Below are 12,479 nucleotides of genomic sequence, written 5' to 3'. Positions count from 1 at the left end.
CGCCGTCACCGCCGCGCGTCCGCCAGCAGGCGCCGCACCTCCTGGTCGGTGGTCTGCGTGAAGTCCGCGTAGTACTCGCCGACGGAGCGGAACGCCGCCGGCGCGGTCAGGCAGACCAGGTCGTCGGCGAGCGGGCCGAGCACCCGCAGCGCCTCGGGCGCGGTGACCGGGACGGCCAGCAGCAGCGCGCCCACCTCGTGGCGGCGCAGCACCGCCATCGCGGCGCGCACGGTCGCGCCGGTCGCGACGCCGTCGTCCACCAGCACCACCGTCCGCCCGGCCCAGTCGAGCGCCGGAACCGGCCCGCGCAGCCGCTCGGTCCGCTCGGCGACCTCGGCGGCGGTCGCGTCGGCCAGCTGCTCCAGGCGGCGGGGGCCGATGCCGAGGGCGGTGACGATGTCGTGGTTGAAGAGCCGGATGCCGCCCTCGCCGACGGCGCCGAGCGCGAGTTCGGGCTGGTCGGGCGCGCCGATCTTGCGGACCACCAGGATGTCCAGGGGCGCGCCCAGCATCCTGGCCACCTGGTGGGCCACCGGGACGCCGCCCCTGGGCAGCCCGATCACCACCGGGTCGTCGGCACGCCACTCCAGCACCCGTTCGCCCAGCCGCAGCCCGGCCTCGGCGCGGTCCCGGAAGGTCCGTCCCTGGTGTGTGCCGCTGTGGAACACCGTCATCGCGATCACTCCTGCCAGCCCCTCCAGCCTGCCACCAACCGGCCGCCGGGGGGCGCCCCCGTAGCGGGGAGGGTCCCGCTCACCCTCCCGGGTGAGCGGGACCTCCGTCCGCCGCCGTCACCCGATCCGGGGAACCAGCGGTGCGGGCCGCCGCGGGGCCGCCCCGGCGCGGGGCACGAACCCGCGACACGCGATCAGGCGCCCTCCCCAGCGGGGCGCGGGTCCGCTACGGTTACGGCCACGAGATTCGCCCCCCACGCGGCACAGCGCTGTGTCCGCGCCCTCTGAACTCCCCTTGAGGTGCGCGCAGATGAGGCTCACCCCCCATGAGCAGGAACGCCTGCTGATCCATGTCGCCGCCGAGGTGGCCCGGGCCCGGCAGGCCCGCGGCCTGCGGCTCAACCATCCGGAGGCGATCGCCATCATCACCTCCCACCTGCTGGAGGGCGCGAGGGACGGCCGCAGCGTGGCCGAACTCATGCAATCCGGGCGGCGGGTGCTCGGCCGGGCCGATGTGATGGACGGGATCGCCGAGATGATCCCGGACGTCCAGGTCGAGGCCACGTTCCCGGACGGCACCAAGCTGGTCACCGTCCACGGGCCGATCCAGTGACCGGCCCGACAGCACCGACCCCGACCCCGGGCCGGCCCACCGCCGCACCCGCCGCCCAGCCTGCCGACTCGCCCGCCGCCCCGCCGGTCGAAGAGCTGATTCCTGGTCAGATCCTCTGTGGCGAAGGCGAGATCACTCTCAACGGGGACCGCCCGGTCACCCTGCTGCGGGTGCGCAACCTCGCGGACCGCCCGGTGCAGGTCGGCTCGCACTACCACTTCGCCGAGGCCAACCCGGGCCTGGAGTTCGACCGCGAAGCCGCCTACGGGCAGCGGCTGAACATCCCGGCGGGCACCGCCGTCCGCTTCGAACCGGGCATCCCCGTCGAGGTCGCGGTGGTGCCGCTGGGCGGCCGCCGCGAGGTGCACGGACTGCGCGGCGCGGTCGCGGGGCGCCTCGATGGCTGACCGCGCGGAGCGCTCCGGCCGGCGGCTGCTGCTCTCCCGGGAGCGGTACGCCGAGCTGTACGGACCGACCACCGGCGACCGGATCCGGCTGGCCGACACCGACCTGTTGATCGAGGTCGAGCAGGACCTCTGCGCGGGCGGCGACGAGGTCGTGTTCGGCGGCGGCAAGGTGATCCGCGAGTCGATGGGGCAGAGCCGCGCCACCCGGGCCGAGGGCGCACCGGACACGGTGATCACCGGTGCGGTGGTACTGGACCACTGGGGGATCGTCAAGGCAGACATCGGCATCCGCGACGGACGGATCGTCGCGCTCGGCAAGGCCGGCAACCCGGAGACCATGGACGGCGTGCACCCCGGGCTGGTGATCGGTCCGGAGACCGAGGTGATCGCCGGCAACGGCCGGATCCTCACCGCGGGCGGGATCGACGCGCATGTGCACTTCACCGCACCGCAGTTGGTCCAAGAGGCGGTCGGCTCGGGGCTCACCACGCTGATCGGCGGCGGCACCGGGCCGGCCGAAGGGACCAAGGCCACCACCGTCACCCCCGGCGGCTGGCACCTGGCCCGGATGTTCGCCGCGCTGGACGGGGCGCCGGTCAACCTCGGGCTGACGGCCAAGGGCAGCACCGTCAACCCGGCGGCGCTGCACGCGCAACTGCGGGCCGGCGCGATCGGGTTCAAGATCCACGAGGACTGGGGCGCCACCCCGGCGGCGATCGACGCCTGCCTGCGGGTCTGCGAGGCCACCGGGGCCCAGCTCTCCCTGCACACCGACACGCTGAACGAGGCGGGATTCGTCGCCGACACCCTCGCCGCGATCGCCGGGCGCGGGGTGCACGCCTACCACGCCGAGGGCGCGGGGGGCGGTCACGCGCCCGACATCATCACGGTGGTCAGCGAGCTCAACATCCTGCCGAGCTCCACCAATCCGACCCGCCCGCACACCGTCAACACGATCGACGAGCACCTCGACATGCTGATGGTCTGCCACCACCTCAACCCGGCCGTCCCGGAGGACCTGGCCTTCGCCGAGTCGCGGATCCGGCCCAGCACCATCGCGGCCGAGGACATCCTGCACGACCTCGGCGCGATCTCGATCATCAGCTCGGACTCGCAGGCGATGGGGCGGATCGGCGAGGTGATCAGCCGCACCTGGCAGACCGCGCACTGCATGAAGCGGCGGCGCGGCCCGCTGCCCGGGGACGGGCGCGCGGACAACGTCCGGGCCAGGCGCTATGTCGCCAAGTACACCGTCAACCCGGCCGTGGCCCAGGGCATCGACCACGAGGTCGGCTCGGTCGCGGCGGGCAAGCTCGCCGACCTGGTGCTCTGGCACCCGGCCTTCTTCGGGGTGAAGCCGGACCTGGTGCTCAAGGGCGGCCAGATCGCCTGGGCGCAGCTGGGTGATGCCAACGCCTCCATCCCGACACCTCAACCGCTGCTGCCCAGACCCATGTTCGGCGGCGTCGGCCGGGCCCCGGCGGCCAACTCGGTCAACTTCACCTCGCAGCAGGCGTTGGCCGATGGACTGCCCGAACGGCTCGGCCTGGGCAAGGAGTTCCGCGCGATCCGGGACACCCGGTCGGTGACCAAGGACCAGATGGTCAACAACAGCGCCCGGCCGGACGTCAAGGTGGCGCCCGACAGCTTCCGGGTGACCATCGACGGCGAGCTGGTGGTGCCCGAGCCGGTCGCCGAACTGCCCCTGGCCCAGCGGTACTTCCTCTTCTGATGGCCGTGCCGCCGGAGGGGCTCGCAAGGACCGCGACGCTGCTGCTGCTCGCGGACGGACGGTTCCCGGCCGGCGGGCACGCGCACTCCGGCGGCGTCGAGGCGGCCGTCACCGCCGGTGCGGTGCACGACATCGCCACGCTGGAGCGCTTTCTGACGGGTCGTCTGCACACCGCGGGCCTGACCGCCGCGGGCCTGGCGGCGGCCGCGGCCGGCGGGTTCGACCCGGCGGAGCTGGACGCGGCGGCCGAGGCCCGTACCCCCTCGCCCGCCCTGCGGGCGGCGGGTCGGCGGCTGGGGCGGCAACTGCTGCGCGCGGCCCGCGCCTGCTGGCCCGACGACCCCGGCCCCGCCGTGGACTCCGATCTCGCGCCCGGCCCCGACCGGGCCGCGGTCGGCGCGACCCAGCACAGCGTGGTCCTCGGCCTGGTCGCCAGGGCGGCCGGGCTGACCCCGGACCAGGCCGCCGTGGCCGCGGCGCACGAGAGCGTCAACGGCCCGGCCACCGCGGCGGTGCGGCTGCTCGGCCTGGACCCCTACCAGGTGGTCGCGGTGCTCGCCCGGCTGACACCGGCCGTGGACGCGGTCGCCGCCACCGCCGCCGAGGCCGCCGCGCTGGCTCTCCAGGCGGGCGATGTCGACCTGCTGCCCTGCGCCTCGGCCCCGCTGCTCGACCTCTACGCCGAGCGGCACGACTCGTGGAAGGTGAAACTCTTTGCATCGTGACCATGCGACCGACGAATTCGGCGCCCCCGTCGCCACCGCCGCCCCTGCGGCCCCCGTCGTCGCCGCGGCGACCACCTGGCCCGGCGTCCCGCCCCGGTCCGACCTGCTGCCCCGGCCCACCGACGGCTCCCGGCCGGCCGAACGGCCCCGGCGCGCGCTGCGGATCGGGCTCGGCGGCCCGGTCGGCTCCGGCAAGACCGCGACCGTCGCCGCGCTCTGCCGCGAGCTGCGCGACCGGTTCTCGTTGGCGGTGGTGACCAACGACATCTACACCACCGAGGACGCCGAGTTCCTGCTCCGCCACGCCGTGCTGCCGCCCGAGCGGATCACCGCCGTGGCCACCGGCTGCTGCCCGCACACCGCGATCCGCGACGACATCTCGGCCAACCTGGAGGCGGTCGAGGAACTGGAGGCGAGCGTCGGACCGCTGGACCTGGTGCTGGTCGAGTCCGGCGGCGACAACCTCACCGCCACCTTCAGCCGGGGCCTGGTGGACGCGCAGATCTTCGTGATCGACGTGGCCGGGGGTGACAAGATCCCGCGCAAGGGCGGCCCCGGGGTCCGCACGGCCGACCTGCTGGTGGTCAACAAGACGGACCTGGCCCCGCTGGTCGGCGCCGACCTCGCGGTGATGGCCCGCGACGCCCGGGCGCAGCGCGGCGAACTGCCGGTGGTGTTCTGCTCGCTGGCCCGGGAGGGCGGGGTGGCGGAGGTCGCCGCCTGGGTCCGCGCGCGGTTGGCGGCCTGGGGCCGGGGGTGAGCGCGAGCGCCTCGGGGGCCGTCCCAGGAGCGGTGGAGGCGCAGGTGGGGACGGCCCCGGCCGTGGCGCCCCCGCCGCCGGAGGCCGTCCCCACCGCGCGGATCCACGCGGTGTGCGACGAGCGCGGCCGCACCGCGCTGCCCGCCCTGGTGGGTGCGGGACCGCTGGCGCTGCGCCGGCTGCGCACCGGCGGCCCGGCCGCCGAGGTCGCGCTGATCGGCGCGATGGCGGCGCCGCTGGGCGGGGACCGGCTGGCCGTGCGGGTGCGGGTCGGTCCTGGTGCGCGGCTGCGGGTCACCAGCGTCGCGGCCACCGTCAGCCTGCCCGGGGACGGGCCGGCCCACTGGACGCTCGACCTCGACGTGGCGGCGGGCGGCCTGCTCGAATGGCTCCCCGAGCCGGTGGTCGCCGCCGCCGGGAGCCACCTGGTCCAGCACACCCGGATCCGGCTGGCGGCGGGTGCGGCGCTGCGGCTGCGCGAGGAGCTGGTGCTGGGCCGCCACCACGACTGGGCCGCGCACGGCGTCCCCGGCCGGGTCACCTCCCGGCTGACCGTCCGTCAGGACGGGCGGCTGGTCCTCGACCAGCAGACCGACCTCGGCCCGGGCGCACCGGCCTGGGACGGCCCGGCCGCACTGGGCCCGCACCGCACCGCCGGCCACCTGCTCACCGTCGGACTCCCCGCCCCCGAGCCCGCCCCCGCCTCCGCCTCCGAGCCTGCCCCCGCCCCCGAGCCCGCCCGCCCGTCGCCACCGCCCGGCGAGTGCGCGCTGCTGGCGCTGCCCGGCACCGCCGCACACCTGCTGGTCGCGCTCGCGCCGGACGCCCTGGTGCTGCGGCAGCTGCTCGGCGCCTAGTGCCGCCCCGCCCCGCCCCGCCGAGGCCGCCCCGACGGCGAAGGACCCCGCCCGCCGGTGCGGCGAACGGGGTCCTTCGGGGCGAGTGGCGGCTCAGCCCGCCGGGGCCGACCGGTTGCCGCGCTGCTCCAGCGCGGCCAGGTAGGCGTTGTACGCGACCAGCTCCGCGTCCCCGTCGCGCTCGGCGGCCCGGTCGGTGCGCACGGCGTGCCGCTGCTCGGACTTGGCCCACTGGAAGACCAGCGCGATCAGCACCACGGCGGTCGGGATCTCGCCGAACGCCCAGGTGATCCCGCCGGCCATCTTCTGGTCGGCCATCAGGTCGGTGCCGGGCGGGGCCATCGCCGCGTTGAAGGTGGTCACCAGCGGGCTGGTCGCCATCATCACCGCCACCCCGAAGAAGGCGTGGAACGGCATCCCCATGAAGAGCTCGATGATCCGCATCACGTGCCCCGGGCGGTTCGGACCCGGGTCCACGCCCATGATCGGCCAGAAGAAGAGCAGGCCGGCCGCCAGGAAGTGGACCATCATCGCGATGTGCCCGATCCGCGACTGCATCAGGCTGTCGAAGAGCGGGGTGAAGTAGAGGCCGTAGAGGCTCGCGATGAAGAGCGGGATGGTGAAGGCCGGGTGCGAGAGCACCTTCACGTACCGGCTGTGCAGCAGCGCCACCAGCAGCTCACGCGGCCCGCGCGGGCGGCCCTTGCCGGCCGGGCGCAGCGCCCGCAGCGCCAGGGTGATCGGTGCGCCGAGCAGCAGCAGGATCGGCGACAGCATGCTGAGCACCATGTGCTGCATCATGTGCGCGCTGAACAGCACCATGCCGTAGTCGTTCAACCCCGAGCAGGTCACCGCGACGATGGTCAGCACCCCGAGGGTCCAGGCCACGCTGCGGCCGATCGGCCAGCGGTCGCCGCGCCGCACCAGCCGGACCACGCCGGTGCCGTACAGGCCCAGCGCCACCAGGCAGCCCAGCAGGAACGGCCAGTCAGGCGACCAGGTGAGCACCGCGTGGAGCGAGAACGGGCCGAGCCCGTCCCCGTGGTGCATCCCCGACATACCGTCCATCGGCGGTCCCGCTTTCCGTCGTGCCAGCGGACCCCGGGGCCCGTTCGGGTCCGGTTCGTCCGTTTTTCGTCGGCATCCAGACTACGGGCGCCCTACCGGCCGGCCGCGGGCACCCCCGGGGCTCCGGCGCCCGGTCGCGGGACCAGCGTGTACGGGCCGTGGTGGAGAAGCCTGATGCCCCGCCGGGAGGCAGGGCATCGGAGCGTGCTGGGCCGAGGGGAGCGGGTCAGATGACCATCTCGGCCTCGACGTAGCGCTCGGCCGGCACCGTCTTGAGGTCCGCCACCGCCTCGCCCAGCGGCACCAGGTTGATCTGGGTGCCCTGCAGCGCGGTGATGTGCCCGAAGGCGCCCTTGTGCGCGGCCTCGACCGCGTGCCAGCCGAAGCGGGTGGCCAGCACCCGGTCGTAGGCGGTGGGGGTGCCGCCGCGCTGGGTGTGGCCGAGGATCACCGGGCGGGCCTCCTTGCCCAGGCGGTGCTCCAGCTCGCCGGAGAGCTGGGTGGCGATGCCGGTGAACCGCTCGTGGCCGTAGATGTCCTTGGTGCCCTCTTCCCAGTGCATGGTGCCGGCCTCGGGCTTGGCGCCCTCGGCGCAGACCACGATGGCGAACTTCTTGCCGCGCTCGAAGCGCTCGCGGACCACCTGGGTGAGCTTGTCGATGTGGAACGGACGCTCCGGCACCACGATCGCGTGGGCCCCGGCGGCCATGCCGGCGTTGAGCGCGATCCAGCCGGTGTGCCGGCCCATCACCTCGACCACCATGACCCGCTGGTGCGACTCGGCCGTGGTCTTCAGCCGGTCCAGCGCCTCGGTGGCGACCGAGACGGCGGTGTCGAAGCCGAAGGTGACATCGGTGCAGGCGATGTCGTTGTCGATGGTCTTCGGCACGCCGACCACCGGCAGGCCCGCGTCGCTCATCAGCTTGGCGGCCTTGAGGGTGCCCTCGCCGCCGATCGGGATCACCGCCTCGATGCCGAGGTCGGCGCAGTAGCGCTTGGCCCGTTCCACGCCGTCGCGCAGGTGGCTGGGCTGGACGCGGGAGGAACCCAGGATCGTGCCGCCCTGGGCCAGGATGCCGCTGACCGAGTCGAGGGTCAGCGGGCGGTGGACACCTTCGAGAAGGCCTCGCCAGCCGTCCTGGAAGCCGATGATCTCGTCGCCGTGGTCGACCACCCCCCGGTGGACCACGGAACGGATCACGGCGTTCAGGCCGGGGCAGTCGCCGCCGCTGGTCAGCACACCAATACGCATTGTTTCTTGCAACTCCCCTGGGGGCACCACCCAGCCGCCAGGCTGGGGGGAGGAACCGGACGGCCGGACTACCACCTTGGAAGGGCGGGGTCAGAATCGGACAAATCGACCCGAAGCTGATCTTAGCGGCCCCCACCTCCGGCCGGGCGGGAGCAGGCACGGGGGCGGCGTCGTCGGCGCGCCCGCGCGAATGTGCCGGCTGCCGAGGAGGGTTGCATCCGACGAGCTTATTGTCGCAATTTCGCGACGTGGAATCTCCTGCCGCCGGATGCTGGACACCCGGCGGGCGGGAAACGTTCACTTGGGTCGGCTGACGAACGCTCAGCACGACCGAGGGTGGCCCAGGCCGATCGACGATGACTCGAACGCGGCCCGGGCCGGGGAGGGTCAGGCGGGCTGGCGGGTGGCGGCGATCCGCTCGGCGCGCAGCGCGTCGTACCAGGTGGTGTCGGCCGGCGGGAGCGCGTTGACGTCCAGCGCCAGCTTGATCAGCAGGTCCGCGACCGCGGGGTTGCGGGCCATCACCGGGCCGTGCAGGTAGGTGCCGAAGACGGTGTCCCGCCAGGCGCCCTCGGTGCCGTTCCCGTCGCCGTTGCCGCCGCCCGCGCTGACCTGCGCCAGCGGGGCCACGCCCTGGCCCAGGTGCGTCACGCCCTGGTGGTTCTCGAAGCCGGTCAGGGTCGGCAGGCCCAGTCGCGGGTCGGGCTCGGCCAGCACGTCGCCGACGCTGCGGGCGCCCTCGCCGCGGGTGGACCAGACGTCCAGCAGGCCCAGGCCCGGCTCGCGCTGGCCCAGGTCGTTGATGAACTCGTGGCCCAGGATCTGGTAGCCCGCGCAGACCGAGAAGACGATCGCGCCGTTGTCCACCGCGCGCGGCAGCCCGGAGTCCAGCCGCAGCCGCTCGGCGGCCAGCCGCTGCGGGCGGTCCTCACCGCCGCCGATCAGGTAGATGTCGCCGCTGGTCGGGATCGGCTGGTCGGAGCGCACGTCGACCCGCTGCACGTTCAGCCCGCGCTGGCGGGCCCGGCGCTCCACGACCAGCGCGTTGCCGCGGTCGCCGTAGGTGCTGAGCAGGTCCGGGTAGATCCAGACCAGCCGCAGGCTGCTGTCGCTCATCCTGGAGGGCCTTCCATAGTGCTGCGGGTCGGGCTGCGGCGGCGCGGCCTGCGCGTGCTGCTGCGGGGCCGCGTGCCGGTGCTGCTGCGCCGGCTGCTGCTGGCCGGGGGGCGGCGGGGCCTGCTGCGGCTGGCCCTGCGGCACTCCGGGCTGGGCGGGGTAGCCCGGCTGCTGCGGGTAGCCGGGGTACGGCTGGCCCGGGTGGGGCTGCCCGGCGGGCTGCTGCGGCTGGCCCGGCTGCGGCTGATTCTGCTGCGGCTGGTTCTGCTGGGGGTAGCCGGGCTGCTGCGGGTAGCCGGCCGGCGGCTGCTGGCCGGGCGCGGGCTGCTGGGGGTACCCGGCGGGCGGTTGCTGCGGGTAGCCCGGCTGCTGCTGCGGCGGATAGCCGGGGTGCCCGGGGTGCCCGGGCTGCTGCGGCTGGCCCTGCTGCGGGTAGCCCGGCTGCTGCGGGGGAGTGCTCATGCTCCGGCCACCACCTTGCGCAGCTGCTGGAACGCGGTGTAGTTGGCGATCGCCTCGATCCGCCCGGGCGGCGCCATCCGGACCGCCTCCTCCAGCGTCTCCACCACGTGGAACTGCAGCCCCGCCACCTCCAGCCGCACCGCCAGGTCCAGCTTGCGCTGGCCCATCACGAAGACCGGGTGGCCGTGCAGCCGCTCGTAGTCCACGTCCCAGAGCCAGGAGGTGTCGGTGCCGTCGGCGTCCAGCGCGTTCACCGAGAGGATCACCGGCGCGGGCGGACCGTCGATCAGCGAGAAGGTCTCCAGCCAGCCGGCGGGGTTCTTGGCCAGCAGCAGGCGCACGTCGCGGCCGTGGTAGTTGACCACGTCGTAGCGGCCGGCCACCGCGGCCACCGACTGCATCCGCTCCAGGGCGACCTGCGGCGGCACGCCGAAGACCGCGGCCACCGCGGCCGAGCTGGTCGCGTTGGCCAGGTTCGCCCGGCCCGGCAGCTGCAGCTGGATCGGCCAGGCGGCGCCGTTGGGGTCGATCACGTGCCCGCCCTGCAGTGCCCAGTGCGGCTGCGGCCGGCGGAAGCCGCACTCCTGGCAGTACCAGTCGTCGCCGGGGCGCTGCATCACGCCGCCGCAGGACGGGCACGACCAGGCGTCCTCCTTCCAGGCCTGCCCGGCGGCCACCCAGACCACCCGACGGCAGGAGGAGGCGGCCCAGGTCACCAGCGGGTCGTCCGCGTTGGCGATGATCACGGCCTCGGTGCCCTGCAGGCCCTCGCGCCACTTCTCGGCCAGCATCCGGGTCTCGGCGGCCCGGTCCAGCTGGTCGCGCGAGAGGTTGAGCAGCGCTATGGCCTTGGGGTGGGTGTCCCTGGCCACGCCGGCCAGGTACTTCTCGTCCACCTCGATCACGCCGTAGCGGGCGTCCGAGCCGCCGGCCAGCGCGGAGGTGATGCCGGCGGGCATGTTGGCGCCCAGCGCGTTGGAGACCACGGGACCGGCGGCACGCAGCGCCTCGGCGATCAGCCGGGTGGTGGTGGTCTTGCCGTTGGTGGCGCTCACCAGGACCACGTCCAGGTGGTCCGCGAGCCGGGCCAGCAGGTCCGGGTCGAGCCTGAGCGCGACCTTGCCGCCGATCACCGAGCCGCTGCCACGGCCGACCGAGCGGGAGGCGGCAGCAGCCACCTTGCCCGCGGTGACGGCGAGCTTGGAGCGGGCGGGCAGTGAGGAGTCGCGCGCGCCGGTGGCCGCGGCCTCCGATCCGGTGCCTGGCATGCTCAGGAGTTCCTCCTCTAGCTGACGACCCCCCTCTGACCTCGTACGGGGCCGTAGGGCGGCGGGGACGGGGCCAGCCTAACGGCTCATCGGAAGCAGGCCGAGCCATGCCCCCCGTCCTGCCGTGCCGGATGAGCCGTCCGGCACCTCGCCGACCGGCCGGAACGCGGTGCGGGGCGGGCCGGTGGAGCCGGGCCCGCCCCGCACCGTACCGCCTCAGCGCCTCCCGGGCACCGAGGGCCAGGGGCTCGGCAACTGCTCGGCCGCGCCCGCCAGATGGGCGGTGATCACCAGGGTGCCGTCCGCCACCTGGTAGTCCAGCGGCAGCTCCAGTCGCCGCATCGCGGCGATCAGCGCGGTGTTCCCGGCCTGGGTGACCGCGTAGACCGTGGCCACCCCGGCCTCGGCGGCCAGCGCCGCCATCCGGCGCAGCAGGTCCAGGCCCAGGCCCCGGCGCTGCCAGTCGTCCTCGACCAGCACAGCCAGTTCCGCGCTGTCGTCGTCCCACATCAGGTGGGCCAGGGCGACCAGCCGGCCGTCGGGGGCGGCCACGGTGAGCGTCTGGCCGTGCCGGGGGTCCAGCAGGTGGTCCACGTAGCGGTCCGCGTCGGACACCGGGCCGTGGTAGCGGCGGCGCAGGGTGGCCGGCGAGCAGCGGCGGTGCATGGCCAGCGCCGCCGCCTTGTCGGCGGGATCGGCCCGGCGGACCGTCAGTTCGGTGCCACCGGGCTCGCCGCCGCCCGGCAGGCTCAGCCGGTCGGCGACCTTGGGCACCCGGGGGCCGAGCACGGTGTCCAGCTCGACCAGCGCCTTGGCCCGGGCGAACTCGGTCGGGGTGAAGGGCAGGTGCGGGCGGGCCAGCTCGATCAGCTCGCCGCCCGGCGCGGCCAGCCGCATCACCGGACCCTGAAGGCTCGGCGCGGCCGGGGCCTGCCCGTCGCGGGCCGGGAACTGCCGGATGGTGACCTGGCCGAAGAGCTGGCGCAGCGCGATCGGCAGCTCGGCGGCGTCCAGCGCGGTGCGGGTGGCCAGCGCCAGCACGTGGGTCGAGTCTACCCCCTTGCAGGTCCGCTCTGACCTGCGCAAAGGTGTGATCTGCCGCATCTTCTGAGCCCAGGTTGCCGTCATGCCAGCCACGCTACGAGGTGCGTGCTTCGCTGCGGTTACGCATCCGTGAACGTACGAGGAGTCATCTATATAGGGCCCCTGCCCTACGGCATCAGCTTCTTCCCGGGCATCGGAACCGGCGTCCACGGCACGGGCTTCAGCTCCCGCGCGACGGAGACCTCCTGGAGGGAACGGAGGCGGACTCCTTCCTTGCTGAACTGATCGCGGAGCCAGAGCGGGTCACAGCCGTACATGGTGGCGAGGGTCCTCATGCCTGTGCCGGCCTTGTACCGCCCGATAGCGACCGGCAGCGCAGCCAGAACAAGTTTCTTGATCATGGCTTCGCGCTCAGGCCCGCTGCTGGCCCACATTGATGTCTCCTTGGTAAGAGGCCCCCGCCCTGCGGCTGCGGGGGCAGCAGCAGGACGGGGGCGGGCC

General features: G+C 74.4%; 13 protein-coding genes and 1 pseudogene. 7 read left to right on the top strand and 7 right to left on the bottom strand.

The genetic code is table 11. From position 1 onward, the window contains the following. Positions 1–5 precede the first annotated feature (5 nt). Entirely contained in the window at positions 6–674 is a 669-nt protein-coding gene (locus OG455_RS39360) for a phosphoribosyltransferase (RefSeq protein ID WP_266301569.1), read from the bottom strand. Positions 675–984: 310 nt separating this feature from the next. Here OG455_RS39360 and OG455_RS39355 point away from each other — a divergent pair, with 310 nt between their 5' ends. The 6 genes from OG455_RS39355 to OG455_RS39330 all read left to right on the top strand — a co-directional run bounded on the left by OG455_RS39355 (position 985) and on the right by OG455_RS39330 (position 5,768). Then, positions 985–1,287, top strand: coding sequence for an urease subunit gamma (locus OG455_RS39355; RefSeq protein WP_266301568.1), 303 nt, complete (start codon positions 985–987; stop codon positions 1,285–1,287). Between the two features lie 95 nt (positions 1,288–1,382). Next, positions 1,383–1,694, top strand: a complete 312-nt coding sequence (locus OG455_RS39350; RefSeq protein WP_266301839.1) for an urease subunit beta — start codon at positions 1,383–1,385, stop codon at positions 1,692–1,694. Continuing rightward, positions 1,687–3,426, top strand: a complete 1,740-nt coding sequence (locus OG455_RS39345) for an urease subunit alpha (RefSeq protein ID WP_266301567.1) — start codon at positions 1,687–1,689, stop codon at positions 3,424–3,426. The genes OG455_RS39350 and OG455_RS39345 overlap by 8 nt, the downstream gene beginning before the upstream one ends. Continuing rightward, positions 3,426–4,151, top strand: a complete 726-nt coding sequence (locus OG455_RS39340) for an urease accessory protein UreF (protein ID WP_266301566.1) — start codon at positions 3,426–3,428, stop codon at positions 4,149–4,151. Before OG455_RS39345 ends, OG455_RS39340 begins: the two co-directional genes overlap by 1 nt. A gap of 103 nt (positions 4,152–4,254) precedes the next feature. Continuing rightward, positions 4,255–4,911, top strand: a complete 657-nt coding sequence (ureG, locus tag OG455_RS39335; RefSeq protein ID WP_266301838.1) for an urease accessory protein UreG — start codon at positions 4,255–4,257, stop codon at positions 4,909–4,911. A 44-nt stretch (positions 4,912–4,955) separates the two neighbouring features. Next, complete coding sequence (locus OG455_RS39330; protein WP_266301565.1) at positions 4,956–5,768, top strand: urease accessory protein UreD; 813 nt, start codon at positions 4,956–4,958, stop codon at positions 5,766–5,768. A gap of 93 nt (positions 5,769–5,861) precedes the next feature. Here the strand turns inward: OG455_RS39330 and OG455_RS39325 are convergent, their stop codons facing one another. From OG455_RS39325 to OG455_RS39315, 3 genes are all read right to left on the bottom strand, one after another. Continuing rightward, entirely contained in the window at positions 5,862–6,827 is a 966-nt protein-coding gene (locus OG455_RS39325; protein ID WP_266301837.1) for a cytochrome c oxidase assembly protein, read from the bottom strand. Positions 6,828–7,062: 235 nt separating this feature from the next. Beyond that, positions 7,063–8,088 carry a 6-phosphofructokinase gene (locus OG455_RS39320; RefSeq protein WP_266301564.1) on the bottom strand — a complete coding sequence of 342 codons (1,026 nt, stop codon included), beginning with the start codon at positions 8,086–8,088 and terminating at the stop codon, positions 7,063–7,065. A gap of 387 nt (positions 8,089–8,475) precedes the next feature. Further along, on the bottom strand, positions 8,476–9,204 hold the full coding sequence (locus OG455_RS39315; RefSeq protein ID WP_266301563.1) for a type 1 glutamine amidotransferase: 729 nt from the start codon (positions 9,202–9,204) through the stop codon (positions 8,476–8,478). A gap of 18 nt (positions 9,205–9,222) precedes the next feature. Between OG455_RS39315 and OG455_RS39310 the strand changes: the two genes are divergently transcribed. Beyond that, a complete protein-coding gene (locus OG455_RS39310) occupies positions 9,223–9,708 on the top strand; it encodes a hypothetical protein (protein ID WP_266301562.1) in 486 nt (161 codons plus the stop codon). Here OG455_RS39310 and OG455_RS39305 read toward each other — a convergent pair. From OG455_RS39305 to OG455_RS39295, 3 genes and pseudogenes are all read right to left on the bottom strand, one after another. Continuing rightward, positions 9,663–10,934, bottom strand: coding sequence for a MurT ligase domain-containing protein (locus OG455_RS39305; protein ID WP_266301561.1), 1,272 nt, complete (start codon positions 10,932–10,934; stop codon positions 9,663–9,665). The genes OG455_RS39310 and OG455_RS39305 overlap by 46 nt on opposite strands. Positions 10,935–11,150: 216 nt before the next feature. Next, positions 11,151–11,981, bottom strand: a pseudogene (locus OG455_RS39300) (N-acetyltransferase family protein); the annotation flags it as partial. A gap of 164 nt (positions 11,982–12,145) precedes the next feature. Next, complete coding sequence (locus OG455_RS39295; RefSeq protein ID WP_266301560.1) at positions 12,146–12,412, bottom strand: hypothetical protein; 267 nt, start codon at positions 12,410–12,412, stop codon at positions 12,146–12,148. Positions 12,413–12,479: the final 67 nt, after the last annotated feature.

Source organism: Kitasatospora sp. NBC_01287 (assembly GCF_026340565.1).
GTDB lineage: Bacteria > Actinomycetota > Actinomycetes > Streptomycetales > Streptomycetaceae > Kitasatospora.
The sequence above is the reverse complement of the archived record's forward strand: the minus strand, read 5'-3'. Positions and strand labels throughout refer to the sequence as shown.

Coding starts and splice junctions, on each gene's coding strand:
- OG455_RS39360 (WP_266301569.1), bottom strand. CDS start 674: ATGACGGTGTTCCACAGCGGCACACACCAGGGACGGACCTTCCGGGAC.
- OG455_RS39355 (WP_266301568.1), top strand. CDS start 985: ATGAGGCTCACCCCCCATGAGCAGGAACGCCTGCTGATCCATGTCGCC.
- OG455_RS39345 (WP_266301567.1), top strand. CDS start 1,687: ATGGCTGACCGCGCGGAGCGCTCCGGCCGGCGGCTGCTGCTCTCCCGG.
- OG455_RS39340 (WP_266301566.1), top strand. CDS start 3,426: ATGGCCGTGCCGCCGGAGGGGCTCGCAAGGACCGCGACGCTGCTGCTG.
- OG455_RS39325 (WP_266301837.1), bottom strand. CDS start 6,827: ATGTCGGGGATGCACCACGGGGACGGGCTCGGCCCGTTCTCGCTCCAC.
- OG455_RS39320 (WP_266301564.1), bottom strand. CDS start 8,088: ATGCGTATTGGTGTGCTGACCAGCGGCGGCGACTGCCCCGGCCTGAAC.
- OG455_RS39315 (WP_266301563.1), bottom strand. CDS start 9,204: ATGAGCGACAGCAGCCTGCGGCTGGTCTGGATCTACCCGGACCTGCTC.
- OG455_RS39305 (WP_266301561.1), bottom strand. CDS start 10,934: ATGCCAGGCACCGGATCGGAGGCCGCGGCCACCGGCGCGCGCGACTCC.
- OG455_RS39295 (WP_266301560.1), bottom strand. CDS start 12,412: ATGTGGGCCAGCAGCGGGCCTGAGCGCGAAGCCATGATCAAGAAACTT.